17 protein-coding genes and 5 pseudogenes are annotated in these 24,561 nt (G+C 57.2%); 12 read left to right on the top strand and 10 right to left on the bottom strand.

All coding sequences use genetic code 11. The features are described 5' to 3' along the window. Window positions 1–8 precede the first annotated feature (8 nt). Window positions 9–2,195 carry an excinuclease ABC subunit UvrB gene (uvrB, locus tag SJY32_RS03940; protein WP_376871839.1) on the bottom strand — a complete coding sequence of 729 codons (2,187 nt, stop codon included), beginning with the start codon at window positions 2,193–2,195 and terminating at the stop codon, window positions 9–11. Between the two features lie 473 nt (window positions 2,196–2,668). Between uvrB and SJY32_RS03935 the strand changes: the two genes are divergently transcribed. Then, window positions 2,669–2,980: an ETC complex I subunit gene (locus SJY32_RS03935; RefSeq protein WP_376871837.1), complete on the top strand. Its 312-nt coding sequence runs from the start codon at window positions 2,669–2,671 to the stop codon at window positions 2,978–2,980. A 237-nt stretch (window positions 2,981–3,217) separates the two neighbouring features. Further along, the gene (locus SJY32_RS03930; RefSeq protein ID WP_376871835.1) at window positions 3,218–3,553 is read left to right on the top strand and encodes an AAA family ATPase; all 336 of its coding nucleotides are present in this window, start codon (window positions 3,218–3,220) and stop codon (window positions 3,551–3,553) included. On the opposite strand, the pseudogene SJY32_RS03925 reads toward SJY32_RS03930, so the two are convergent. Further along, window positions 3,510–4,596, bottom strand: a pseudogene (locus SJY32_RS03925) (DDE-type integrase/transposase/recombinase). The gene SJY32_RS03930 and the pseudogene SJY32_RS03925 overlap by 44 nt on opposite strands. A 192-nt stretch (window positions 4,597–4,788) precedes the next feature. On the opposite strand from SJY32_RS03925, the gene SJY32_RS03920 reads away from it, so the two are divergent. After that, window positions 4,789–5,942, top strand: a protein-coding gene (locus SJY32_RS03920; RefSeq protein ID WP_376870199.1) for an IS3 family transposase whose coding sequence is annotated in 2 segments (ribosomal slippage) — window positions 4,789–5,056 and window positions 5,056–5,942 — 1,155 coding nt in all. Because the reading frame shifts where the segments join, the coding sequence is not laid out codon by codon here. A gap of 478 nt (window positions 5,943–6,420) precedes the next feature. On the opposite strand, the gene SJY32_RS03915 is transcribed toward SJY32_RS03920, so the two are convergent. Next, window positions 6,421–6,804, bottom strand: coding sequence for a hypothetical protein (locus SJY32_RS03915; protein WP_376871832.1), 384 nt, complete (start codon window positions 6,802–6,804; stop codon window positions 6,421–6,423). Between the two features lie 105 nt (window positions 6,805–6,909). Between SJY32_RS03915 and SJY32_RS03910 the strand changes: the two are divergent. The 7 genes and pseudogenes from SJY32_RS03910 (at window position 6,910) to SJY32_RS03880 (ending at window position 13,360) form a co-directional block, all read left to right on the top strand. Then, window positions 6,910–7,742 (top strand): annotated as a pseudogene (locus SJY32_RS03910) (IS5 family transposase). A gap of 143 nt (window positions 7,743–7,885) precedes the next feature. Further along, window positions 7,886–8,190 (top strand): annotated as a pseudogene (locus tag SJY32_RS03905) (transposase); the annotation flags it as partial. Then, a complete protein-coding gene (locus tag SJY32_RS03900; RefSeq protein WP_376877559.1) occupies window positions 8,183–8,920 on the top strand; it encodes an IS3 family transposase in 738 nt (245 codons plus the stop codon). The pseudogene SJY32_RS03905 and the gene SJY32_RS03900, both read left to right, overlap by 8 nt. A gap of 559 nt (window positions 8,921–9,479) precedes the next feature. Next, entirely contained in the window at window positions 9,480–10,562 is a 1,083-nt protein-coding gene (locus SJY32_RS03895; RefSeq protein WP_376871830.1) for a PotD/PotF family extracellular solute-binding protein, read from the top strand. A 60-nt stretch (window positions 10,563–10,622) separates the two neighbouring features. After that, complete coding sequence (locus SJY32_RS03890) at window positions 10,623–11,441, top strand: ABC transporter permease (RefSeq protein ID WP_376871828.1); 819 nt, start codon at window positions 10,623–10,625, stop codon at window positions 11,439–11,441. A 1-nt stretch (window position 11,442) separates the two neighbouring features. Next, the gene (locus SJY32_RS03885) at window positions 11,443–12,285 is read left to right on the top strand and encodes an ABC transporter permease (protein ID WP_376871826.1); all 843 of its coding nucleotides are present in this window, start codon (window positions 11,443–11,445) and stop codon (window positions 12,283–12,285) included. A 13-nt stretch (window positions 12,286–12,298) separates the two neighbouring features. Then, on the top strand, window positions 12,299–13,360 hold the full coding sequence (locus SJY32_RS03880; RefSeq protein ID WP_376871823.1) for an ABC transporter ATP-binding protein: 1,062 nt from the start codon (window positions 12,299–12,301) through the stop codon (window positions 13,358–13,360). A 134-nt stretch (window positions 13,361–13,494) separates the two neighbouring features. On the opposite strand, the gene speB is transcribed toward SJY32_RS03880, so the two are convergent. Continuing rightward, window positions 13,495–14,553: an agmatinase gene (speB, locus tag SJY32_RS03875; protein WP_376871821.1), complete on the bottom strand. Its 1,059-nt coding sequence runs from the start codon at window positions 14,551–14,553 to the stop codon at window positions 13,495–13,497. A 118-nt stretch (window positions 14,554–14,671) separates the two neighbouring features. On the opposite strand from speB, the gene SJY32_RS03870 reads away from it, so the two are divergent. Further along, on the top strand, window positions 14,672–15,601 hold the full coding sequence (locus SJY32_RS03870; RefSeq protein ID WP_376871818.1) for a LysR family transcriptional regulator: 930 nt from the start codon (window positions 14,672–14,674) through the stop codon (window positions 15,599–15,601). 53 nt (window positions 15,602–15,654) lie between these two features. On the opposite strand, the pseudogene SJY32_RS03865 reads toward SJY32_RS03870, so the two are convergent. The 4 genes and pseudogenes from SJY32_RS03865 to SJY32_RS03850 all read right to left on the bottom strand — a co-directional run bounded on the left by SJY32_RS03865 (window position 15,655) and on the right by SJY32_RS03850 (window position 20,249). Then, window positions 15,655–16,677: pseudogene (locus SJY32_RS03865) on the bottom strand (ATP-binding cassette domain-containing protein). Window positions 16,678–16,689: 12 nt separating this feature from the next. Next, entirely contained in the window at window positions 16,690–17,730 is a 1,041-nt protein-coding gene (locus SJY32_RS03860) for an ABC transporter permease (protein WP_376871816.1), read from the bottom strand. Window positions 17,731–17,847: 117 nt separating this feature from the next. Further along, the gene (locus SJY32_RS03855; protein ID WP_376871813.1) at window positions 17,848–18,723 is read right to left on the bottom strand and encodes an ABC transporter substrate-binding protein; all 876 of its coding nucleotides are present in this window, start codon (window positions 18,721–18,723) and stop codon (window positions 17,848–17,850) included. 269 nt (window positions 18,724–18,992) lie between these two features. Then, window positions 18,993–20,249, bottom strand: a pseudogene (locus SJY32_RS03850) (M24 family metallopeptidase). Window positions 20,250–20,348: 99 nt separating this feature from the next. Between SJY32_RS03850 and SJY32_RS03845 the strand changes: the two are divergent. Beyond that, complete coding sequence (locus SJY32_RS03845) at window positions 20,349–21,260, top strand: LysR family transcriptional regulator (protein ID WP_376871810.1); 912 nt, start codon at window positions 20,349–20,351, stop codon at window positions 21,258–21,260. 263 nt (window positions 21,261–21,523) lie between these two features. Here the strand turns inward: SJY32_RS03845 and SJY32_RS03840 are convergent, their stop codons facing one another. Together SJY32_RS03840 and SJY32_RS03835 are read right to left on the bottom strand one after the other, a co-directional pair. Then, window positions 21,524–21,865 carry an integrase core domain-containing protein gene (locus SJY32_RS03840; RefSeq protein WP_376871808.1) on the bottom strand — a complete coding sequence of 114 codons (342 nt, stop codon included), beginning with the start codon at window positions 21,863–21,865 and terminating at the stop codon, window positions 21,524–21,526. A gap of 1,669 nt (window positions 21,866–23,534) precedes the next feature. Further along, window positions 23,535–24,557 (bottom strand): AAA family ATPase, encoded by a 1,023-nt coding sequence (locus SJY32_RS03835; protein ID WP_376871805.1) that lies wholly within the window; start codon window positions 24,555–24,557, stop codon window positions 23,535–23,537. Window positions 24,558–24,561 lie beyond the last annotated feature (4 nt).

The raw sequence follows: 24,561 nt of genomic DNA, 5'->3' as shown, positions 1-24,561 counted from the left end.
TCCGGCGGTTAGGCCCCGCCCTTTTTGCTGCGCTTGTTGCCGCCGCGTTGCCCTGCGCGACCTGCGGTGGAGCGCCCCCGCGCGTTGACGGCGGCCTCGGCGGCGGCGTCAACGGCGGATTGCCGCGCGAGCGGATCGTCAGAGACCGCGAGTTCCACCGCCTCCAAACGCTTGACCTCGTCGCGCAGGCGGGCAGCTTCCTCGAATTCCAAATTCTCCGCCGCTTTGCGCATCTGCAGGCGCATGGCATCGAGATGCGCCGCGAGGTTGGACCCCATCATCGGCTCGACCTTCGCCGTCACGCGGTTCATATCGACATCGCCTTTGTAGAGCCCCGCGAGCACGTCCTCCACGTTCTTGCGCACCGTCATTGGCGTGATGCCATGCGCCACATTATAGGCCTCTTGCTTGGCGCGCCGACGATTGGTCTCGCCCATCGCGCGCTCCATCGATCCGGTGATCCGATCGGCATACATAATGACGCGGCCGTCCGCGTTGCGCGCAGCACGGCCGATGGTTTGCACCAAGGACGTCTCCGACCGCAGGAAGCCTTCCTTATCGGCATCCAAAATCGCCACGAGACCACATTCGGGAATATCCAACCCTTCGCGCAGCAAGTTGATCCCGACCAGGACATCAAACGTCCCGAGCCGCAAATCTCGCAGAATTTCAATGCGTTCAATCGTATCGATATCCGAATGCATATAGCGGATACGGATGCCCTGTTCGTGGAAATACTCCGTCAGATCCTCGGCCATCCGCTTGGTCAATGTGGTGACAAGCACCCGAAGCCCCTTGGCGGTGACAACGCGGATCTCGTCCAGCAAGTCATCGACCTGCATCTCGACAGGCCTGATTTCGATGACAGGATCAAGGAGGCCCGTTGGACGGATCACCTGTTCGGTAAAGACGCCCCCCGTCTGCTGCAGCTCCCATGGGGCGGGGGTTGCGGAGACGAACACGGTCTGAGGCCGCATCGCGTCCCATTCCTCGAACTTCAGGGGGCGGTTATCCATGCAGGACGGCAGGCGGAATCCGTGCTCCGCCAGCGTCGATTTGCGCCTAAAGTCACCCTTGTACATGCCGCCGATTTGCGGCACGGAAACGTGGGATTCGTCAGCAAAAACAATGGCATTGTCAGGAATGAACTCGAACAAGGTGGGGGGCGGCTCGCCCGGTGCGCGCCCCGTCAGATAGCGCGAATAGTTCTCGATCCCGTTGCAAACGCCGGTCGCCTCCAACATCTCGAGATCGAAATTCGTGCGCTGCTCAATCCGCTGCGCCTCGAGGAGCTTCCCCTCGTCGTTGAAGCGCTTCAACGTGTGGTGCAGCTCTGTGCGGATCCCTTTGATCGCCTGCTGCATCGTCGGGCGCGGCGTCACGTAATGCGAGTTCGCATAGATCCGGATTTTCTCGAAACTATCGGTTTTCTGCCCCGTCAGCGGATCAAATTCCGTGATTGCCTCAAGCTCTTCTCCGAAGAACGAAAAGCGCCAAGCGCGATCATCAAGGTGGGCGGGCCAGACCTCGACGCTATCGCCGCGCACCCGGAACGACCCACGCACGAGGTTGGTATCGAGCCGCTTGAATTGCTGCGCGACGAGTTCTTTGAGGAAATCACGTTGATCAATCAGCATCCCCAAATGCATGTCTTGCGTCATCGCCGAATAGGTCTCAACCGACCCGATCCCGTAGATGCACGACACCGAGGCGACGATAATCACGTCGTCACGCTCCAAAAGCGCCCGGGTGGCGGAGTGGCGCATCCGGTCGATCTGCTCGTTGATCTGCGATTCTTTCTCGATATAGGTGTCAGACCGCGCGACATAGGCTTCGGGCTGGTAATAATCGTAGTAGGATACGAAATACTCAACCGCGTTCTCGGGGAAGAACCCTTTGAATTCTCCGTATAATTGCGCGGCGAGGGTCTTATTCGGCGCAAGGATAATCGCGGGGCGCTGGGTCTCCTCGATGATTTTCGCCATCGTGAAGGTTTTACCGGTGCCGGTCGCGCCCAAAAGAACCTGATCGTGCTCGCCTGATAGAACACCCGCCGACAATTCACGAATCGCGGTCGGTTGGTCGCCAGCGGGCTCGAATTCAGTCGCCAGAACGAAGCGCTTGCCCCCCTCAAGCTTGGGGCGGGTCAGCACATCGGGGCGCTCGGACGGGGCATTGGTATTGTTATGGGGCATGGGTTCCGCATCATTTGACCACCCCTAAGATGATCTGTTTTTGTTCGCATGCAAGGGGTTAGCGAGATTGTTAACAGAAACTTAAAACAATATTCCAATTTTATATTTATATTCAGTGAGTTGCTGAATATTTTCTATTGCTAATATTTTCAAATGTTCCTATAAAGTTCATGCAAGTAGCAAATAGATTGCCGACCGAAGCACCACCCCCACCCCCTCGCTCCCCAGCATCGGTCGGCAATCACCCTCCTGTCCGTAAATATCTCCAAATCAGCCGTGGCGCTCGGCGATAGCCTGATCCGTTTGAGGAGGAAGCCTCCGTTTTTTCGGGATCTGGGACTAAACATCGCGCCTTCAACCACGCGAGAACCCTTGCACTTTTTGCCGTATGTGAGGATAAGAGTGCGAGCGCGAAGACGCGTAAAACATGATTTCGGCAGGAAATGCCGACCCATTCTGCCCGAGGTGATTTAATGCGCGCACGCATCTACCAACCCGCCCGCAACGCAATGCAATCGGGCACGGCGAAAACCCACGTTTGGATGCTAGATTTCGTCCCCGATCAAGCGCGCGAAATCGATCCGCTGATGGGGTGGACGGGATCAAGCGACACGCAGAGCCAAGTGCGCTTGAAATTCGACTCGCGCGAGGCAGCCGAGGCCTATGCCAAGGAAAAAGGCATCCCCTACACAGTCACCGAACCTCATAAACGCAAGCCCAACGTTCGTGCGCGCGGTTACGGCGAAAACTTCGCAACAGACCGCCGCGGCGTCTGGACGCACTGAGTTTGTGTAAATCGGGGCAAAGTTGTCTCGGAATCGGGGCAAGGATCCCGCGAAGAGTATTGCAAGTATATAGATAGGGCGCCCAGTGGGCGCCCTATCTATATGTTGAACCTCAAGAAAACGCGGGGAGTTGTGAGACAACCCATCGACAGGTATTCAGCTTTATAATCATCAGAGCCGTCGGGGACCGAAAAAGGTTGGGAGGCTGAGCTGTCCGAAATACCCGTCAAGACGGTATTGGCAACCAAAGTTGCTAATCCGCTCATGATTGTGGACGAAGTCGATAAGGCTGGAACCGCCTCCAGCACACGCGCCATATCGAGCAGCCTGACGACGTCGCTTCTGCAGATGCTGGCGCCAAGCACGGCACAGCATTTTGAATGCCCATATCATAGGATCCCGTTCAACATGTCACGGGTGAACGGGATCATGACAGCCAATGATGCGGACCGGATCCCGCCACCATTGCGTGACCGTTCGCGCCTGTTCATCTTGCCGAAACTCTCAGGCCCAGACGCCACAGCACATTTTAGGTGTTTAGTCCCAGCATTTGGTGGATCGGTTTTAGGATGAATCGATCTGGTTCCGAGGTCCAGATCTTGCGGATGTATTCATAGGGCGTGAGCCCGTTGAGGGTCTTGAGTCTGCGGGCGAAGTTGTAGGCTGCCATGCAGTCGGTGAGGTGCATGTGCAACTGGTCGTGGCTTTAGTAGTGGAAGCGCTTGACGGTCGCCTCCTTGATCGTCCGGTTCCGTTGGCTGGCAGGCGATTCTTTGGAAACGCCGAGAAGCATCCGCTCGACCCGCTGCCCGGCAGGCGATTGCTGGCAATCGTTGAGAGGGGGGCCATTGGTCCACGGATGGTTTGGCTTGGTCAGGCGGTGCTCGATCCCATTTGCCTCGCAGATCATGTCGAAGCGTATCTGGCGCGAATACGCTGTGTTCCTGTTCCGGGGTTGCTCGGCGAACTGGATGCCGTTGTCGGTCAGGATCGTGTGGATGCGGTAGGGAACCTGCTTGAGCAGGTGCTCTAGAAATTCCCAGGCTGTCTTGCGATTGGCTTTTTCGACTAGTTGGGTGACCGCGAATTTGCTGGCTCGATCAATGCCCACAAAGAGATAGAGCTTTTCCTCCTCAGTCTGAAACTCGGCGATGTCCCCTCTCATGCATGTAAACATGCACTGCCGGGCAGTGGATGTGAAAGAAGCCGATGGGGTAACGTTTGAACTTCGGGCGCTTTGGCTTTTCCCCCTCGATATCCGGCAAGCGCGAGATGCCGTGCCAATGAAGGCAGCGATGCAGTGCCGACCGTGTCTCCCTCTCATCGTTTGCTGCGCAAACGATGAGAGGGCAATGGATGCGGAATCGATGGCTGGAGGGCATAGAGGCAATCATCCAGCAGCAACAGCGTATGCCGCCGGAACGCGACGATCATTGCTTCCTCCGCTTCCGTAAGAACGGTCGAACGCGGCTCTTTAGGCCCAGTTTTAAAGTCTTCGACCGTCGCACGCTTGCGATCATTCGGGCCATCCCTCGAACCAATGGCGGACCGGCCCTCATTATTGTAGCTCTGACCGCGTGCGTGGCCGTGGCGCTCCCGTGACGAACTTGTCCCACATGGCTGCCTTCCATTCCATAAAAAGGATCGCACCATCAAACCTTGGGATAAAACACAAACTTTGTCGCAACTCCAGCCTTTCATTTCCGCCAGATCCGCGTCACGAATGACTGAGCTACCCCCTAAAATTAGGACACTGACGTAAGCTGCGATTTGTTGTCTGTTGATCTTCAACACGAAGGAGATCGACGATGTCGAAACGGAAGCAACATCATCCAGAATTCAAAGCCAAGGTAGCGTTGGAAGCGCTGAAGGGCGAAGAGACGGTCAGCGAGCTGGCCAGTCGGTTCGGCGTGCATCCCACGATGATCCATCAATGGAAACGTGCTCTGCTTGAAGGTGCGTCTGGCGTATTTGAGCGTGGCGGCCGGAAGGCACCGGAAGTCGATGAAGAGCAGGTCAAAGACCTGCACGCCAAGATTGGGGAGTTGGCCGTCGCCAACGATTTTTTGGCAAGAAAGCTCAAACCCTGGACCGACAAATGAGGTGCAAGATGGTTGAGCCCAATCTGCCTGGGCTGTCTGTTGGGAAGCAATGCGCGTTGCTGTCGATCTCTCGATCCTCGTTCTATTATGAGCCGAAAGGCGAAAGTGAAATGAACCTCGACCTGATGCGGCTGATTGATAAGCAGTTCCTGGAAACCCCGTTTTACGGCGTGCGCCAGATGACTTGGCACCTGCGAAATGAGGATCACGTCGTAAACGAGAAACGGATCAGACGCATTATGCGGCTGATGGGCCTCATGCCCATCTATCAGAAGCCGAACACCAGCAAGGCGGCAAAGGGGCACAAGATTTATCCTTACCTGCTGCGTGGGTTGCGGGTAAATCGGCCCAACCAAGTCTGGTGCGCCGACATTACCTATCTGCCAATGCGGCGCGGATTCTTGTATCTTGTGGCAATCATGGACTGGCACACACGCAAGGTGCTGGCTTGGCGCATCTCAAACACGCTGGAGGCAGAGTTTTGCGTCGATGCGTTGAACGAAGCGATCCACAAGTTCGGCCCGCCTGAGATTATGAATACCGACCAAGGCTCACAGTTCACATCGTTTGCATGGACAGACCGACTGAGCCGCTCAAATGTCCGCATTTCAATGGATGGCAAGGGCCGCTTCCTTGACAACATCTTCGTCGAACGACTGTGGCGGTCCCTGAAGTATGAATGCGTCTACCCGCATGCTTGGGAAACCGGATCGGAGGCGAAAGCAGGCATCAGAAAATGGATCGAGTTCTACAATCACAAGCGACCGCATTCCTCGCTTGGCGGCAGGCCACCTGCCGTGGTCTATTGGCAGAGAATTAAAACAACCAACCCCGATCAGCAGGTGCAAAGAGTAGCTTAATTTACGCCAGATCCTGTCCAACAAATGGGGAGTAGCTCACTTTACACGCCTCCCAAACTTCAGAAAAGCCGGGCCAACGCGGCGATGGCGCCAATGTGCGCGCTTCTGACGAGGCGCGATGGCCTCAAGCTCCAGGTCGGATTCGTCGTATAGCCGCGCCCGCTCGAACAAATGTTCTGACATTGTAAGTACTCCAGTCGGCTACATTTCATTGCCGACAGGTTTCGTAACTTCTCGCGGAATGTCATGTTTTCAACCCATCCAACTTTTGTAAACAGCATCTCGAGATGGCCAACGCGACCGATCGGGTGAGCAAAATAAGCTCTTTAGCGCATAAGTAATTCGTCCGCCTCAGGGCAGCGCTTTGCGAGTGAAGCTAAGTCAACGACCTTTGGCTGAAGCCCGACCAACTCGAAAATTTCCGACAGACAGCGACAGAAGTCCCCGACTGGACCACTCGCTTTATCGTGGCCGACTGTCATGGGTTTATAGGTATAATACTCATGACAGTCGGCCACGATAAAGCGGCTCGAAAATCCCTCGCGTTTCCTCTGGCTTGCACTTCGATTTGACGAGCAAGAAATTCACGTACACCAACTATCAACGTAAGAGCGTTTTCAGAAGGTGTCACCTCCGACCAGCCGTCCTCGAAAAGCAGAGACTGAGGAAACGGCAAAGCCTTAAGGAGCTGTTCAACCCAATCAACGACTTGAGGCGGCAAGGAACTTTTCGAATCTTGCACAACTCGCAAAATCGTTGGTTCTGCTGCTTCGAGATTTCCAAGAATATCGTTGGCTTCTGACTTGCCTTGCCTGCCCGGTCCGAGATGTATGATCGGGCCATCCTGGTCATTATACAGCAAGGCCGCAGCCTTCTGATGTTCGGCACACATAAGGCTCAGGACCCATTAATCCACTTGAGGCTGTCAGGCCTGCATGATGCAAGCCGCTCGAACTGAGGGGTGATTATGAGCAATCTTTACTGGCTGAGCGAAGACCAGATGGTGCCGCTCCGGCCATATTTTCCGAAGAGCCATGGTGTGCACCGCGTTGATGATCCGTTGCGGGGCAGGCGATGCGTTGCATCGCCGAGAGGGGGCGCGTGCTCAGCGGTATTATCTTCATCAATCGCAATGGGTTGCGGTGGTGTGATGCACCCAAGGAGTATGGGCCTCCCAAGACTATTTACAATCGTTGGAAGCGGTGGTGCGACATGGGTGTGTTTGCGAGGATCATGACGGAACTGGCCGCAGAGGCACCTGACAATAAAACCATCTCGATCGACGCGACCTACCTCAAAGCGCACCGCACGGCCTCAAGCCTGCGGTTGAAAAAGGGGGGCGTGGACGTCTGATCGGGCGGACAAAAGGCGACATGAACACGAAGTTGCATGCCGTCACCGACACGGTTGGAGGGCCGATCCGGTTCTTCATGACCGCAGGCCAGGTCAGCGATTACACTGGGGCCAGAGCCCTCGTGAAGAGCCTGCCAACCGCCGATTGATTATTGGGTGACCGAGGGTATGATGCGGATTGGTTCCGTGAGGCCCTTGTAGATAAGGGGATAACGCCGTGTATACTAGGACGAAAGTCGCGCGACAAGCCCGTAAAATATGACAAGCGCCGCTACAAACGATGTAACCGCCTTCTCACACATGTAAACATGCGCTGCCAGGTAACAGATCGAGGTAATGTTCGGTCGCCTGAAAGGCTGGAAAAGGGTCTCCACCCGATACGATCGATGCCCAAAGGTATTTCTGTCTGCAATCGCCCTCGCAGCAACCATCTTGTTCTGGTTATAAATCAATGAGTCTGGAGCCTAAGTGGAAATCAACACACCGTTTTGGAAACGGCTCGCGAAACCGGACATTGACGAGATAATCCCCCCGAAAGTAAGGGGCTGCGGAAGTAGAATTTTCTCGGCAAGATGCATGAGGAGATTCAGATGAAGATGACCAGATATAGCGAACCCCAGATTCTTGCGATCCTGCGCCAAGCTGAGGGCGGTGTGCCGGTGGCTGAGCTTTGCCGCGAGCATGGGATGAGCAACGCGTCGTTCTATAAGTGGCGGGCAAAGTATGGCGGCATGGATGCGTCCATGGTCAGCCAGATGAAGGCCATGGAAGATGAGAACCGGCGGTTGAAGCGGATGTATGCGGACCTGAGCATGCAGGCGGATTTGCTGAAGGAAGCCCTGGGAAAAAAGTGACTGGGCCATCTCAACGCCGCGAGATGGCCGAGCATGCAGTGGCGCGACGTGGGGCAAGCATCGCAGTTGCGTGCCGAGAACGAAGAGATCGCCGATCTACTGACCGGTCTGACGGACGCCCGTAAGACTTGGGGGTTTGGGCTGTGTTTTCTGCATTTGCGCAATGTGAAGGGGCATCCATGGAACCACAAACGGGTTTATCGGATCTACTGCGAGCTGGAGTTGAACCTGCGGATCAAGCCCCGCAAGCGGTTAAAGCGGGACAAACCTGAAGCGCTGGCGGTGCCTGAAGCCCCGAACATGACCTGGTCGATGGACTTCATGGCTGACCGGCTGGGTGATGGCCGTGCCTTTCGGTTGCTGAACGTGCTGGACGACTTCAACCGCGAAGGGCTGGGCATCGAGGTGGACTTTTCCTTGCCTGCCGAGCGCGTGATCCGGAGCCTTGACCGGATCATCGAATGGCGTGGCAAGCCAGGCACCATTCGGGTGGACAATGGCCCCGAATACATCAGTGAAAAGCTGATGAAATGGGCGGAGAAACATGGAGTTACCATCCGGCACATCCAACCAGGCCAGCCGCAACAGAACGCCTACATCGAGCGCTACAACCGAACGGTTCGGCATGAATGGCTCGACCAATACATCATCGAAAGCATCGAGGAGGCACAAGATCACGCCACGCAATGGCTATGGACTTACAATAACGACCGCCCGAATATGGGCATCGGCGGCATCACACCCGCCCAGAAACTGAAAATGGCCGCGTAAATTCTACGAACTCACCCCGTTAAAAATGGGGGGATTACCACCAACGTGCAGCCAACGGTAGAAAACTCCGCAGAGTGTGAGTCCGGCCATCACCTGATTTTGCGTTGCAGCGAACATCCGGCTAGGCGGGTCGTGCCGCATAATCGTCGAGGGTCGTGGAACGTCCGCTAGGCTCCAGAGGGTTGATTTACGTGTCGGATGAGCCAGCTTTCCATTTGGCGCGAAGCCCTTTGCAACATGATATTCTCATGAAAAGGCGGCGAAAGTCTTGATGCCAGCGGATCAAGTTGGATTGGACAGGTGCGTCAAAGCCTCGCAGGATTCAACACGCACCCTTTCTGAGCCACTGCCTCCGGAAGGAATGATGAGATTATGGGCGTACCGCACAAAAATTCAACACGTAGCAAATAAATCGAACAATCCGGCGTTGGTTGCATTTATATGAAACATCGTTTGGTTTTATCGAGATTTAAGGTCAGCCTTAAACAACCATGATGGGCGACATCTTTTGCGCTGCCAGCCCCCGCATTGGCGGTCACCCATTTCTAAAGGACGCAACATGCAAACCAAACTTTCCCGTCGGCAACTTCTTGCAACAAGCGCTGGACTGGCGGCAACCTTGGCGATGCCCTCCATCGTGCGCGCGCAACCCCTTGCGGGGAAGGAAATTCGCCTTTTGACATGGTCGGATAACACCGGTCTGGCCGTTCTGGATCATATCGCGAAACCCTTTGAGGAAAAAACCGGCGCGCGCGTGATCGCGGATCGCACCGGATCGACGTCGGAAATGGTGGCCAAGCTGCGCGCGGCGGGTGATCGCCCCCAATATGACGTGATCACCCTTGCCGGTGTGGGCGGGGTTGAGCTGGCCGGCGACGGGCTGCTCGCCAAGCCAGACCTCAACATGTTGCCCAATCTGGAGCAGGTCGATCCGCGGTTCCGGACCGGGGCCGATGGTCACGGGATCGGCTATCTGCTTTGGACCGGCGGGCTGATCTACAACAAAAAGACCTTCGCAGAGCCGCCCAAATCCTACGCCGAAATGTGGGAGGCCGCGCATAAGAACCGCCTGTTTTTGCCGCCGGCGACGTGGACCGATGCGCTCGATACGATCTTTGCGACGGGGAAATTGATCGGCGGCGATGGCACGAATGCTGACGCAGCCTTTGCCAAACTGGCCGAGCTGCGCGACAGCATCCTGACCTTCGGCGAAAACCCCGCGCAATTGTCGGAATTGTTCCGCTCGGATGCGCTGGATATTGGCGGCGTCTATGCCCCCGCTTTCTACGCCAAAGAGCTGATGGATCCTGCGAATTCCAACATGGGGGCCACCTATGATGTCGAGGAAGGGTTCTTTGCCGATCTGATGTATACGATCACCCCGAAATCCAAACCGGGCGATGATGAAACGGTCCACGCCTTCATCAACTACACGCTCGACGCGGAGGTTCAGGGCATCATGGCGGAGGCGGTTCTGAATGGCCCGATCAACCAAAATGCCGTGATGTCGGACGCGGCCAAGGCCAGCCCGTTCATCATCAAGCCAGAGCAAATGGGCGAGAAAGCGATCGTTCATGATAAAGCCTTCATCGCCGATGTGCGAGAAGACTGGATCAATCGCTACACCCAGACCTTGTCGTAACGATTAGCACGAGCAGGACCCCCAAACATGAGCATACGGCAATCCCGTGTCAGAGCCCTGGTGTTTTCTCTGCCAGCCTTCCTCGCGATCGTGCCGTTTTTGGGGGCCTGCTTTTTTATCTTCCGGTTCTCCCTCTCGGGCGAAAAGGGCGGCATCGACGGATGGTCGTTGCAGCCTTACCTCGATTTGATGACGCCTTTCTTTGGGCGCTCGGTCTGGTTGACCCTGAAACTGGCCTTCATCGCGACGGTCTTTGCCATGCTGTTCGCGGTGCCTTTGGCATTTTTGCTGACATCCCTGCGCAGCCCGATTGCGCGGCGCGCTTTGACCGTCACGATCTTGCTGCCCTTGATCCTGAATTTGCTGGTGCAGGCCTATGGCTGGATTTTGCTTTTGGGGCCAAGCGGCGTTTTGAATTCAACCCTGCGCAGCCTTGGCATGATTGATCGCCCGATTTTTCTGTTGTTTAACAAGACCGGCGTCTTGCTTGGCCTGATCCAGACATCGCTACCTCTGGCCGTGTTCCCGATTGTCAGCTCGGTGCGCGGCCTGTCCGTTGAGCATCTGGAAGCGGCCAGCTCGCTCGGCGCATCGCAGTGGCGGACGTTCTTTGACGTGACGGTTCCGCTGCTGCGCCCTGGGCTATTTGGCGCGGCGTCGATTGTGTTCGCCTTCAACGCCAGCGCCTTTGCGATCCCGCTTTTGCTGGGCGGGCGCCGCGTGCAAATGATGGGCGTCGCGATCCGGGATATGATTTCCCCTATGTTCAACTGGTCGGGCGCCGCCGCCGCCGGCATGATCTTGATCGTTCTCACCCTGATCGTCTTGGTTTTCTCCTCTTGGCTGGTTCGGATCACCTCCGAAAAAGGACGGCACTGACATGCGCGTCGGGCTTTTACCCTCAGAGGGCGGCGGCACGTACCGGTTTGCCGTCATCGCCTTGGCGATTATCGGGATTTTGATCTCGTCCCTGCCGGTGATCATCGTGACGATCATGTCGTTTTCGGCCGCCGACAATACCGGATTCCCGCCAGAGTCCCTCTCGTTGCGCTGGTACGGCGAGGTGATTGCGCTGTTCACCAACGCGGACGCCTCAAGCGCGCAATCGGTTGTGGATTCCACACTGACCAGCCTGTTGGTGGCGGTGATTGTGATGGGGATTTCGACCTTTGTGTGTATCCCCTTGGCCTATGCCCTCGCCCGCGGGGATCGTCGCCTTCGCGGCGGAATGGAATTGCTGTTCACACTGCCGCTGGTGTTTCCGCTCGTCATTCTTGGCATCGCCTTTTTGTTGATCGCGGAAAGCCTGCGGGTGGATATCGGCATCTGGCGCATTGTGATCCCGCATGTCGCGCTGGTTTTGCCGTTCGTTTTGCGCAACTGCCTTGGCGCGATGAGCGGGATCAGCATCGAGCTTGAAGAAGCCGCGATCTCATTGGGCGCCTCGCCCCTGCGGGCGATTTGGGATGTCGTCATTCCCTTGATGAAAGCCGGTATTCTTGCCGGGCTGATCTTCGCCCTGATCATCAGCTTCAACGAATTCACGATCACCTTCTTCATGTACACGATCGACGTCAGCACCTTGCCGATCTGGATGTATAGCCGCACGGCCTCGTCGCTGGATCCCTCCACGCTGGCGCTCTCCGTGTTTATTATTTTCGCCGATGTGGTTTTGATCGTGCTTGTCGACAAGCTGATCGCCGGTCGCGCGAGCCTCTTTTGAAAGGGCGAAGACCTTGAGCACGCATAATACCCACCTTCACATTGAGGGTGTCTCGAAGAATTTCGGCGATGTGAAGGCCCTGTCCGATATCGATTTGAAGATCGAACGCGGGTCGTTTGTGTGCCTGTTGGGCCCGTCCGGCTGCGGCAAGACCACGCTGCTGCGGATCATCGCGGGGTTTGAGAGCGCCAGCACCGGCCGGCTTTTGCTCGACGGCAGTGATATCGCGCAGACCCCGCCCCACAAACGCGGGTTCGGCATGGTGTTCCAATCGCTCGCCTTGTTTCCGCATATGAGCGTGGCGCGCAACATCGCGTATGGGCTGAAACTGCGCGGGGTCAGCGGCAAAGCGCAACGCGACCGCGTCGAGGAATTGCTGAACGTGATCCAATTGCCGTCAATTGCCGATCGGGCGGTCTCCGAGCTGTCCGGCGGACAACGGCAGCGGGTGGCGATTGCCCGCGCTTTGGCGATCCAACCCAAACTGTTTCTGCTCGATGAGCCGCTGTCCGCATTGGATGCCAAGCTGCGCGATAATATGCAGATCGAACTGCGTCAATTGCAGCAGAAATTCGGTGTGACCACGATTTTGGTGACCCATGACCAGCACGAAGCGATGATGTTGGCCGATGAATTGGTTGTCCTCAAAGACGGCGCGGTGCGGCAGGCGGCCGCCCCTTCCACGGTTTATCAGCACCCCGCCGATAGCTTTGTGGCGGATTTTCTGGGGGCGGCGAACCTGCTTGATGTGGGGACGTATCGAGGCGGCGAAATTCAATTGCTGGGCGCTGCCGTCGCCATTGCGACGCATCATCCCGTTGGGACCAAGCTTCAAGCCGCCGTGCGGGCCGAGCATATCAAGCTGTTGCCAATGTCTGCGGCGGGGAGCGCGCCGATTGGAACGATTGCGTTCATGCGCGATCTTGGGCCGATGAATGAGGTGATCGTGGATGTGAATGGCGCGCGGCTGCGGGTGCGTGGCCCCCATGCGGAGTGTCAGGGCCTTGAGGTCGGCGCACAGGTCGCGGTGATGATTGATCTGGCACAAATGTCGCTTTTTAAGGCCGCGGAGTGACGCGGGCCCAATCGGCGATCAAAGCGGATTTGGGCGATGGCCAAGCTTTAGCTAGGTTCTACCATCCCGCGAGAGCATCGACCAAGCCCAGCACCGCCGCTCGGGGCTGACCGCCCATCACGGCGGATCGTCGGTCACCCTTTGGGCGGCTTCCGAAACGGTGAAAACTGCATCAGGCTCAGAATTTCAAACAGCATCTGCGCCCCGTTCTGCGCGGTATTTGTGGTTGGATCATATGCGGGGGCCACCTCGACCACATCACCGCCGACAAGATTGGCCCCTTTCATGCCGCGAATGAGCGCCATCGCTTCGCGGGTTGTCAGCCCGCCAACCTCTGGCGTGCCCGTCCCCGGCGCGAAGGCCGGATCGAGGCTGTCGATATCGAAGGAGAAATATGTAGGCCCGTCCCCGATCACGCGGCGCGCCTGCCGGATGATGTCGGGGATACCGGCTTCGGTGACGCTCGCCGCCTCGATCACGGTCATTCCGGACATCTCCGAGAACTCCCAAATATATTTCGCCGCACCGCGGATGCCGATCTGGATGGTCCGTTCAGGATCCAACACCCCGTCCAGAACCGCATTGCGGAACGGGCCGCCGTGATGGAATTTTTCGCCCTCATAAGACCCGCCCGTATCGCAATGCGCATCAATATGGATCATGCCGACCGGCCCATTGGCGCCGACCGCCCGCAGGATCGGGTGGCTGATCGAATGATCACCGCCAACGGCCATCGGGATGACGCCCTGCGCCACGATGCCCGCCACAAATTTCTCAATGTCGGCATGGCTTTGCGCAAGGTCAAACCGGCTTTTGAACGGCACGTCGCCAATGTCGGCAACCGCCATTTCATGGATCGGCGCGCAATCGAGCGCGTCATTATAGGGCCCAACCCGTTCAATTGAGCGCAGCGCCCGCGGGCCAAAGCGTGATCCATTGCGATTGGTGACACCCAGATCCATCGGCACGCCGAAAAGTGCGACATCCAGATCCGATATGCTCTCCCCGGACGCCCAATCGCGATGCGGTGCATCCAGCAATGTCGGCATCCCGGAGTAGGGCGCGGGCCTGCGGCCGCCCTCGGAAAAGATCTTATCCGCGATCCTTTGAAAGTTCGGATTTTGCAGCTCGCCGCCGGTGGCATCGGCAAATGTGTTCCGCAACGCAGCAAGTTTATCTTCAGACCAAGCCATAAGTCGCCCCCTTCAGTTTCAAACCATCCTACCGCGCAATTCATGCGTGATTAAATTTGAACTTTCGGAAGCTTTGTTGCATATTTATGAGACCAGATTGACGCGAGGATCCGCACCATTGGCACGCCGCAAAAAGGCCTTTTCGGGCAAGGTAAACGATGTCGATCTGCGGTTGATGCGGGTGTTCAAGGCCGTTATCGAATGTGGCGGCCTATCCGCGGCCCAGACCGAGCTGGGTGTCGGACGATCCACGATTTCGCGTCAAATCTCCGATCTTGAGACGCGATTGGGCCTGCGGTTATGCCACCGCGGAAGAAGCGGTTTTTACCTGACCCAGCAGGGCCGACAAGCCATTGAGTATATCGATAAATTCCTGATCTCGACGGAGGATTTCGCCTCCGGAATCGCAAGTATCAGCAATCAGATGGTTGGGAATCTCGAAATCGGGATGATCGATTTCACAATGTCGGATATCAAGAACCCGCTTATTTCCGCGATGCAGAAATTTCAGGAAATCGCGCCGGACGTGTCGATCAACCTGATGACCGGCTCGCCCAACGAAGTGGAACGGGGCATTATTGACGGCAAATTGCACATCGGAATTATCCCCGATTATCAACGCCATCCCAGCTTGGACTACCTCACACTTTACGATGAGGATGTCGGGCTGTTTTGTGGGGGGCAGCATCCGTTGGCCAAGGCGATCGCGCAGAGCGTCCCCTTGACGCCGGAGGTGATTTACAAACACAAGCTGGTTCACAGGGCGTATTTCGAGAGTGAGCCGCTCCGGCAGCGCAAGCAGAAATTTCCCGTGGGCAGCACCGTGTATCAGACCGAGGCGGTGCTCGCGCTTGTGCGCAGCGGTGTGTATCTGGGCTACTTCCCGCGACATTGTCAGGATTTGATGCGCGGTGAGTTCTTTGAGCTCTTGCCCGATGTGTTCGGATATTCCACGCCAATTTGTGCGCTTTGGCGGGCGGATCGCAAACACTCGCTTATCTTGCAAGATTTTCTTCACTTACTCAGCCAAGAACGCCCTGCCCCGTAATCGCCCGTTCAAATCCTCTCACGCGATCAGAGGGGGCAGGCTCCGCCTTGCGCTCACCGCACGGGCACAAGCGCTTTCACAACTTCCGCCATCGTCAATGAGCCAACGGCCTCGCCGTTGCGGATCACGGTGAAGGCGACATTGGTATCCCCTTGCGCCACCGCGATCAGATCTTCCAGCGTCGCATTCGCATCCACTTCGCGGCTCGGCCCGTCAATCCGCCGCCCGCCCGTCATCATCGTGCGGGCACGCAAAACGCGTGCGCGGTTGATATCGGAAATGAAGTTGATGATATAAGGGTCGCTCGGATGCAGCAGGATATGTTGCGGCTCGCCCTGCTGCACCACCTCGCCGTCTTTCAGCATCACCAGATGATCCGCGAGTTTCAACGCCTCATCGAGATCATGGGTGATAAACATAATCGTCTTGTGCAATTCGTGCTGCAATTCCAACAACAGATCCTGCATATCGGTCCGGATCAACGGGTCGAGCGCCGAAAACGCCTCATCCATCAGCATGATATCGGAATTCGACGTGAGCGCGCGGGCGATCCCGACACGTTGCTGCATGCCGCCCGACAGTTGATGCGGATATTGCGCGCCCTGCCCCGCCAGCCCGACACGGTCCAGCCAGCGCGTCGCCTCACGTTCCCATTCCGACCGAGGCCGCCCCGCCACGATCAAAGGTGTCGCCGCGTTTTCCAAAACGGTGCGATGCGGCAATAGCGCGAATTTCTGAAACACCATGGACATGTTCTTGCGCCGCAGGCCCCGCAGCTGCTCGGCGGAATAAGACATGACATTTTCGCCATCCACCATCACCTCGCCCGCGGTGGGATCAATCAAGCGGTTGAGATGCCGGATCAGCGTCGATTTTCCGGAGCCGGACAGCCCCATAATCACCGTGATTTCGCCCGCGTTCATATCGACATCGATATCGCGCAAGCCAAGAACGTGCCGATGCTTTGCGAGCAACTCGGTCTTGCCCATCCCCGCTTTGACATGGGCAAGCGCCTCCTCCGGCTAACAGCCGAAAATTTTATACAAATTGCGGATCGAAATCTTGGGGTCTGCCATGACGCGCTCCATTCAGTGTTTCTGGGCCGCGTTGACACGCGCCAACGCAGCCTTGGTGCAACGATCCAGGATGACCGCCAACAGCACAATCCCGAGCCCCGAAAGCAACCCGACCCCCAGTTCCAAATTGCGGATGCCGCGTAATACGAGCACGCCAAGGCCAGGCGCGGACACGAGGCTGGCGATCACCACCATCGCCAGCGACATCATGATCGTCTGGTTCACCCCCGCCATGATATTGGGCAGCGCCAGCGGGATTTGCACGGAGAACAGCTTTTGCCGCTTGGTCATGCCGAACGCATCGGCGGCCTCGATCACCTCGCGGTCCACCAAACGGATGCCAAGGTTGGTCAGGCGCACCACCGGCACGATGGCGTAAAGGATGATCGCGATGCCGTATAGCTTTGGCTCGGTGACCGAAAAAAGGAAGATCAGCGGGATCAGATAGACGAAGGGCGGCAGCGTTTGCAGCATATCGAGCACGGGCGTCAGCGCGTTTTGGCACCGATCAGACCGCGCCATCGCAATGCCGATCGGCACCCCCAACAGCACGCAAATCACCGTACACACCATGATAATGGCCAGCGTTTGCATCGTGTAGCTATAATAATCAATGAAGGCGAGCGCCACAAATGCCCCCGCGACGAACCCGCCCAGCATCCAAGACCGGCTGACCTTGAGCGCGATAAGCGCCAGCAGCGGGATCATAATCCACCAAGGTGTGTGCTCAAACAGCCAAAGCGCCCCTTCGAGCGCCCAGCTTAGCGGTTGCGTGATCGGATCAAGCACCATCGACAGAGCGCCTTTGATGTCCAAAAACCCATGCTCAAGCCCTTGGCTGACCGCACGCGATTGCGGAAACGCCGGGCAGGCATCATTCAAGACATCCATTGAGGGAAACGGCGTGTCCCAAAGCGTCGTCTCCGGCGCGCCGCCATTGGCCTTCGCCATCAAATCCGCCATCGACGGCGGGGCCGCCACGCCGCCGCTTGCACCGCTATCGCACCAATCGCGCAGGCCAAGCGCGTTAAATACCCATTCGAAATTCGCCATCGCAAGGCTCCCTATTTTGATCTCGGAGCCTCTGATGGGCGCCTTAATGAGAGGGCGCGCGGACCTCTGCGCGCTGTGGGGGAGGCTGCTCCGGTGATCCGGAACAGCCAGCGGAGATTATTGCAAAACCGCCGAGAGTTTATCGCGCGCGTCCGCACTCAGCCAATCGGCCCACACGTCTTTATAGGTTGTCAGGAAATGGACCGCGCCTTCCTCTCCGGTCGCGGAATTCTCCGTCATCCAGCTTAGAACCGCATTCATGGTTTCGGTCTGGAAGGTCATTTTGGTCAAAAACTGTGTCAAATCGGGGTGTTTGGTGGAAAATTCGGTGGTCACCGCCGTCATCACGGGGGATGGCGGCAAAGAGGTGCGCCCCACGTTTGACGCCCCCGGATCGCGCGCCGCGGCAAACGCCTCGGCGTCATAGGGCCCCATATCCACCTGCACCAGATCATAGCGCCCGATCACCGCAGTCGGCGCCCAATAATAGCCGAACCACGGCGCTTCATTCTCAAACGCAGAGGCAATCGACGTGGCCAGAGTTTCGCCCGAGCCGTGGTTGAAAATCTCAATCCCTGCCTTTTCCACACCGAAGGCGGGCAAAAGATTATCGTTGAACACGCGGCAGCCCCAGCCCTCGGGGCAATTGTGGAACCGCCCGCCGACCCAATCGGGATGCGCCAGAATACCGTCAATCGTCGCCAATTCAGGATGCGCCTCCACCAGATAGCGCGGCACCCACCACGCATCGACGCCGCCCGGCGAAATCACGGGGCCAAGCTCTTGGAGTTTGCCCTCGGCTTTGAGGCGTTCATAGGCCGTGCCGGTCCCGTTGGTCCACAGCTCCGTCACGATATCGGGCTTGCCATTCTCGGCCACAGAGGTCACCGCGGGCACTGTATCGGAGGGCACAACAACCACATCGCAGCCATAGCCCTGTTTCAAGATAAAGCTGGCCACATTCGTCACAACCGAGGCCGAAGCCCAGTTCATTTCGGTGATAGTGACCTCCCGCAGGTTCCCGCGTCCTGTGCAAAGGCGGGCATAGCCAGAAGAGCGGAGGTAGCTGTTGCGGCGGCAGCGATGAAAAGCCGGTTCATAGACATAGAAATCTCCTTATCTTGGGGTGAAGCAGGATCTTGGGGTGAAACAGGGGGAAGCGTGGTGGAAATCCGTAAGGCATTAACGGGGCCATAGCGGGGCCTTGACGGGCCAAACGCGCCCAGCGCGAGAGGGCGCGCCGGGCTTTCTTTTGGGTGGGGTCAGGCCATCAAATCATCCTCAAACGGGAATTGCGACAACAGCTCGATGCCGGTCTGGGTGATCAAAACCTGCTGTTCCAGCTTGACGCCCTCGCGCCCCCCCTCCTCGCCGATGTAGCTTTCGACGCAGATCGTCATGCCCGCCTCTATCACCCCGTCATATCCCGCATTCGGGAAATCGCAGCGGTGATAGAGATACGGGTATTCCCCCGTCATCCCGCAGCCATGCGAGGACAGGTACTAGCGGTTGGCGTAATATTTTTCCGGAATATCCCACGCGCGGTCGGCGTAGTCGCGAAAACTCATTCCAGCCTTCAAAATTCCCATGTTGTGATGCACCTGCTCTAACGCGGTTTTATACAAGGTGCGTTGCACGTCGCTGGGCTTGCCCGGGCCGGAATGGAACGTCCGCGAAAAATCGCTGTAATATCCGTGGCATCCAACCACATCCGTGCCCAGCGCAACCAATTCATTCTCGCCAATCAGATGATGCGCGGTCTCTTGGAACCACGGATTGGTGCGCTCGCCCGCCGATAACAGGCGCGTCTCGCAATAATCGCCGTTCTGCTCGATCACCGATTTATGCAGCACCGACCACAGCTCGTTTTCCGTCATCCCCGGCCGCAACGCATCGCGCAGCTTGCCAACGCCGATCTCCTTGGCGCGCAGGGACGCCCGCACGCATTTCATCTCCTCCTCCGATTTGATCGCCCGCGCCATCTCAACCGGTTCTTGGGCATCGACAATCTTGAACCCTTCGCCCTGCATCGCAATCGCAGCGCCCGCGTTCATCCGCTCCATCCCGATCGTGACCCCACGCCCGACCAATTCGGCGATCAGATCGCCCATCTCGCGGGCCCATTCAATCTCGCGCTGCGCAATCAACGGGCCGGCGGCAACAAAGCTCGCGGTTTTGGACGCGCGCACCTCATCCACCGTCTCATATCCCTCGCCCAGATGCAGACAGCCGGTGAACTCAAACAAGATTGAGCGGGTCTCGGTGAGCAGCAAATACCGTGACGGCCCGTTACGCATTGAAAATACTTGCATATTTCGCGTGCCCGTCGCGTAGCGAATATTGATCGGGTCCGACAGGATCACCGCAGCAATACCGCGCTTGGCCATCTCACTGCGCACGCGGCCCAGACGATACAGCCGCACCGCGCGTAAATCGATGCCTTCGCTTTCGGGGGAACGGTCCAGCAGGGCAATGCCTGACAGATCACTACGTTCGGCATGCCAGTCAAAATTCGCCATGAGGTCGCTCCAAAAGCACAAGTTTGCAATTTCAGAATAGATACGCTTTAACCGTTCTGCCAAATTCCTAATTCTCGCAAATTTGACCAAGCTGAGGTTATGAAAAGCTATCGCCATTCGCTGCCCCCGCTTGACGGGTTGATCTTTTTCGAGGCTGCCGCCCGCCATATGAGCTTTTCCGCCACCGCAGCGGAGCTTTTGGTGACGCAAACCGCCGTCAGCAAACGCATTCAACAGCTGGAGGCCCATTTGGGCGTGGCGCTGTTTCAACGCAGCGGGCGCGTGCTCGCGCTGACCGATGAAGGGCGAAAACTGTCGCAACAGACGGCAATTTTGCTGGATTTTGCCGAATCCGCGCTGGCCAGCATCACCGCACGGCCCGAAACGCCGGTGCGGATTGCGGCCAATAGTGCGGTGTCGATGTTCTGGCTCTCGCCGCTGTTGCGGCAGTTTGGACTGTCGGATCAGGCCTGCCCGGTCGAATTGGTAATCTCGGACATGCCCGCCGCGTTGCACAATTCCAACAATGACATTGCGATTCTCCACGGCACGGGAAATTGGGCGGGACGGACTGCTGTTCCGCTGTTTCCGGATGTTTTGGTGCCGGTGATATCGCCGCAATTGGCGACGCAAATGGGGATAAGCTGCGGGCAGTCGCTCTCGCTTATTCCGCCCGACGCGCGGCCCCCGCTGCTCAATTTTCCAAGGGTGACGCCGGAATGGACCAATTGGGATAACTGGGACACGACACAGGCGATGAAGGGCTGGCAGCAGGTGAATTGCGGCACTTATGCGCGCTCGGTCGGGGCGGCGCTGGAGGGTCAGGGGATCGCCCTCGCTAACCCGTTTATCCTCGCCGCAGAGCTGAAAGCGGCGCAGTTGATGCAGCTCTCCCCGATCGCGCAATCGACGCGCCACGCCTATTATATCACGCACACCAGCACGCGGCCGTTGACGGCGGACGCGATCGGATTGTTGGGGCTTTTATCAAGCACAAACGAAAGATCGTAGGCTCAAAACCCCTTGATTTTCGAAGCGATAACAAGGCCGTTGCGGCGAGAAAGACATGGCTTCATGCCCTTGTTTTCCGAGCCTTAACAAAACCAGTCGGCTTTATTACCCCGGTCCGTTGCCCGACAGTCGGAACGCAGTTCTGATGAGAAGGAGCCGGCAACCATTGTTCCGATGGAAGGCTGCTAGGTGTTCAGGTCCAGCATCTGGTGGATCTGATTTAGGATGAATCTGTCTGGCTCAGATGTCGAGATATTGCGGATTTATTCACAGGGCGTGAGGCCGCCAAGGGTTTCGAGCCGGCGGGCGAAATTGTAGGCTGCCACGAATTCCGCCAGGTGGGTGCGGAGCTGGTAGAGATCATCGGAATTGAAACGCTTGACCGTTGCGTCTTTGATGATGCGGTTTATGCGCTCCACTTGGCCGCCCCTCGGGAAAACAGTCCCCCGGCCTGTTTTCTGTTCCTCGTGGCTCCACGGATAGTTTGGCTTCGCAAGGCGATGTTCGATACCGTTGGCCTCACAGACTATGTCGAAGCGCATTGGCCATGAATATGCGGTGTTGCGATTGTGCGGTTGCTCAGCGAACTGGATGCCCCTCGCCATCGGGCTTGAACCGATGGCGCCCTCAGGCTCGATCGGTCAAAATGGTGTGGACGTGATAGGGCATGGCTTCGAGCATGTGCTGTGGGAACTCCTAAGCGGTCTTCCTGCCTGCCTTCTCGACGAGATGGGTCACGGCAAACTTGCTTGTTCCCGTCTCAATGATGCTGCACATAGCCTGCCGGGCGGCGGGTCACTGCCCACAAAGAGATAAAGCTTGCCCTTCGCCGTCTGAAACTCGGTGATGTCTATGTGGCAGAAACCGATAGGATAGCGCTTAAACTTCTGACGCTTTGGCTTTTCACCTGCCACATCAGGCAGCCGAGAGATGCCATGTCGCTGGAGGCAGCGATGCAGCGCCGAACGCCTCAGGTGCGGGATCGTTGGTTAAAGAGCATAAAGACAATTGTCCAGCGGCAACAAGGTGTGCCGTCTGCATGCGACGATGGTGGCCTCCTCAGCCTCGGTCAAGACCGTTGACCGAGGCTGAGGAGGCCCAGTCTTCAAGTCCTCGACAGTCTGGTGTTTACGCCACTTCGCCACTTTTTTGGGATTGATGCCAAGCTCCCTGCTCAGTTGCCCGAGGGAAGCTTGCGATCATTCGGGACATCCCTCGAACCAATGGCGGGCTGGCCCTCATTATTGCAGCTCTGACGGCGTGCGCCCCTCTCGGTGAATGCGCGCATTCACCTGCCGGTCAAAGGGATCCTGGCGCTCCCATGACGAACTTGTCCCATAATGCGTCCTTCCATTCCTGCGAAAGGATCACATCATCAAACCGTGGGATCAAACACCTAGCGACAGAATGCCCCTACTGCGGTGACCCACTAATTGGGATATGATTTACCCATTATTATGGAGATTAGCCGATGGCTGGAAAGCGAGAGAAACCAGAAGATATTGGTGACGCCGCCCCGCCCCACAACCTTCAGCCACGGCTTCGACATATAGCTCAACAGCATTGACCCCAGCCCGCTTAAAGAGGCGACGCCTTCTAACCGCATCGCGCGGCAACCAGCCGCTGCCGACAGCGCCACCCATGAAGCGAAGCAATCACATCACACCTCCCTACCTGATTTCGCATTGTACTCCTCACACAGCGTTTGAGCGCGCTCAAATTTTGGGGTGCCGCGATCAAGCCTATGGCTGTGATAGTCAAGCATCAGGCGCATATCGTCGTATTGCCAGCGGTCTACCACGTCGAACTCCTCAAAAATCTCTGCCTTGCGGGTGGCGCTTACGTTTCCGTAATGCTTCCACGTAATCCCCTCATTCTCATGGCCAAAATTGAGCGACCATGCTTTTCGTTGCTCGACTGTCCGGCAAAGCCTATCGCCGAGTTGCGCGAGGCAGTGGCGCGCGGAATGGGGGGGGGTAGCGTGTCGGCCTCCCTTCGCTTGCGGTACGGAACACCGCGTCGACAGCTGATGCGCTCTTTAAGGGAACGATTTTGAGACGGGGCGTTTCACCATTTGTGGCCAGTTGTGCCAAATCACCAATATCCGGAAAAACGGCTTCGTCCTCGGCAAGACCAAAGCCTCGCATTTCTTGCACCCAAGCCGAAAATATCTCTTGGAACGCCTCGGTTTGCGGGAACCATTCTACGATAAAGCTCTTGCCGTTCTTCGCCCGCAGGGTTTCCCCATCGTGATGCATCTGCTTTTTTTCGAGGTTAACATGACGCAATCGCAGGGAAATCAATGCCTGCTCGCGAAAGCCTGAGGCAAAAGCGGCCGCAAAAATGGCGCGGTCTCGGCGCTCTTTGAGAGTGCCGTGAGGAAGGCCCAAAAGCATCTCCTTTGCCTCGCTCAGGCTGTAGGCGCGCGGTCTTTCGCAGGATCGCACGTCTGAGAAAGCCACCGATGATCGAGCTTTCACCTGTCCCCAGGTCGCCGAGCACCGCCGCGATTTTGGCCCAATCTTCGAAGAAGTATTCCGCTAGGAGCGGGATGACCTTGTGGCGCATGACCTCGTCGACATCTGCTCGCGAACGGCAGACGGTGAAGTAGGCGTGACCGATTTGATGCTCCCGGTCGTAAAGGTACTCGATGCGCTCGTTGATCGTGGTGAGCAGTCGCGGCAGGTCGATCCCGCATTTCTGACCAGCGTCTTCCAGGATGGATGCGTCAGGCATCATTTCACGGAAGGTGAACCGCCGCCGGAGTGCAGTGTCGAGAAGCGTGATCGACCGGTCGGCGGTGTTCATCGTGCCGAGGATATGCAGGTTGGACGGCACCCCAAATTCGTCCCCGGAATATGGCAAGCGGACCCGCACCGCGTTCGGCTGGTTGAGCCGCTTGTCGGCCTCAAGAAGGGTGATCAGTTCGCCGAAGACCTTCGAGATGTTCGCCCGGTTGATCTCGTCGATAATCAGAACGAACTGATCGGGATCGTCACCCCCATCGTTTCTCTGACTATTCATGTAGCGCTCGAGCGCCGGAATATTGAGTTCACTGTCGTAGAGCAGATAAATCGACTGCTGCATGAAACCGCGGCTGTAGATCTCGCTGACCGGTACCCCGTCACGATCCACCCAAAGCCATCGAACCGCTCGCCGGTGGGCGTACCCCCCTTCCGGCCGTGGCTTGAACTCGTAGTCGCCGACGAACTCCCCAATCGCGCGGAACCGCTGGTTTCCCTTCGACACGACCACGATGTCGGATTGCCGGACCCAGTTCCGGAATCGGAAGGGCATCTGG

Source organism: Albirhodobacter sp. R86504 (genome assembly GCF_042466415.1).
Taxonomy (GTDB): domain Bacteria; phylum Pseudomonadota; class Alphaproteobacteria; order Rhodobacterales; family Rhodobacteraceae; genus Albirhodobacter.
This window is presented reverse-complemented; position numbering and strand designations above follow the sequence as displayed.

Bases quoted from the DNA above. Each gene is read 5' to 3' on its own strand.
- uvrB (WP_376871839.1), bottom strand. From the start codon at position 2,195: ATGCCCCATAACAATACCAATGCCCCGTCCGAGCGCCCCGATGTGCTG.
- SJY32_RS03935 (WP_376871837.1), top strand. From the start codon at position 2,669: ATGCGCGCACGCATCTACCAACCCGCCCGCAACGCAATGCAATCGGGC.
- SJY32_RS03900 (WP_376877559.1), top strand. From the start codon at position 8,183: ATGCAGTGGCGCGACGTGGGGCAAGCATCGCAGTTGCGTGCCGAGAAC.
- SJY32_RS03895 (WP_376871830.1), top strand. From the start codon at position 9,480: ATGCAAACCAAACTTTCCCGTCGGCAACTTCTTGCAACAAGCGCTGGA.
- SJY32_RS03885 (WP_376871826.1), top strand. From the start codon at position 11,443: ATGCGCGTCGGGCTTTTACCCTCAGAGGGCGGCGGCACGTACCGGTTT.
- speB (WP_376871821.1), bottom strand. From the start codon at position 14,553: ATGGCTTGGTCTGAAGATAAACTTGCTGCGTTGCGGAACACATTTGCC.
- SJY32_RS03860 (WP_376871816.1), bottom strand. From the start codon at position 17,730: ATGGCGAATTTCGAATGGGTATTTAACGCGCTTGGCCTGCGCGATTGG.
- SJY32_RS03855 (WP_376871813.1), bottom strand. From the start codon at position 18,723: ATGAACTGGGCTTCGGCCTCGGTTGTGACGAATGTGGCCAGCTTTATC.
- SJY32_RS03845 (WP_376871810.1), top strand. From the start codon at position 20,349: ATGAAAAGCTATCGCCATTCGCTGCCCCCGCTTGACGGGTTGATCTTT.
- SJY32_RS03840 (WP_376871808.1), bottom strand. From the start codon at position 21,865: ATGGCGAGGGGCATCCAGTTCGCTGAGCAACCGCACAATCGCAACACC.
- SJY32_RS03835 (WP_376871805.1), bottom strand. From the start codon at position 24,557: ATGCCCTTCCGATTCCGGAACTGGGTCCGGCAATCCGACATCGTGGTC.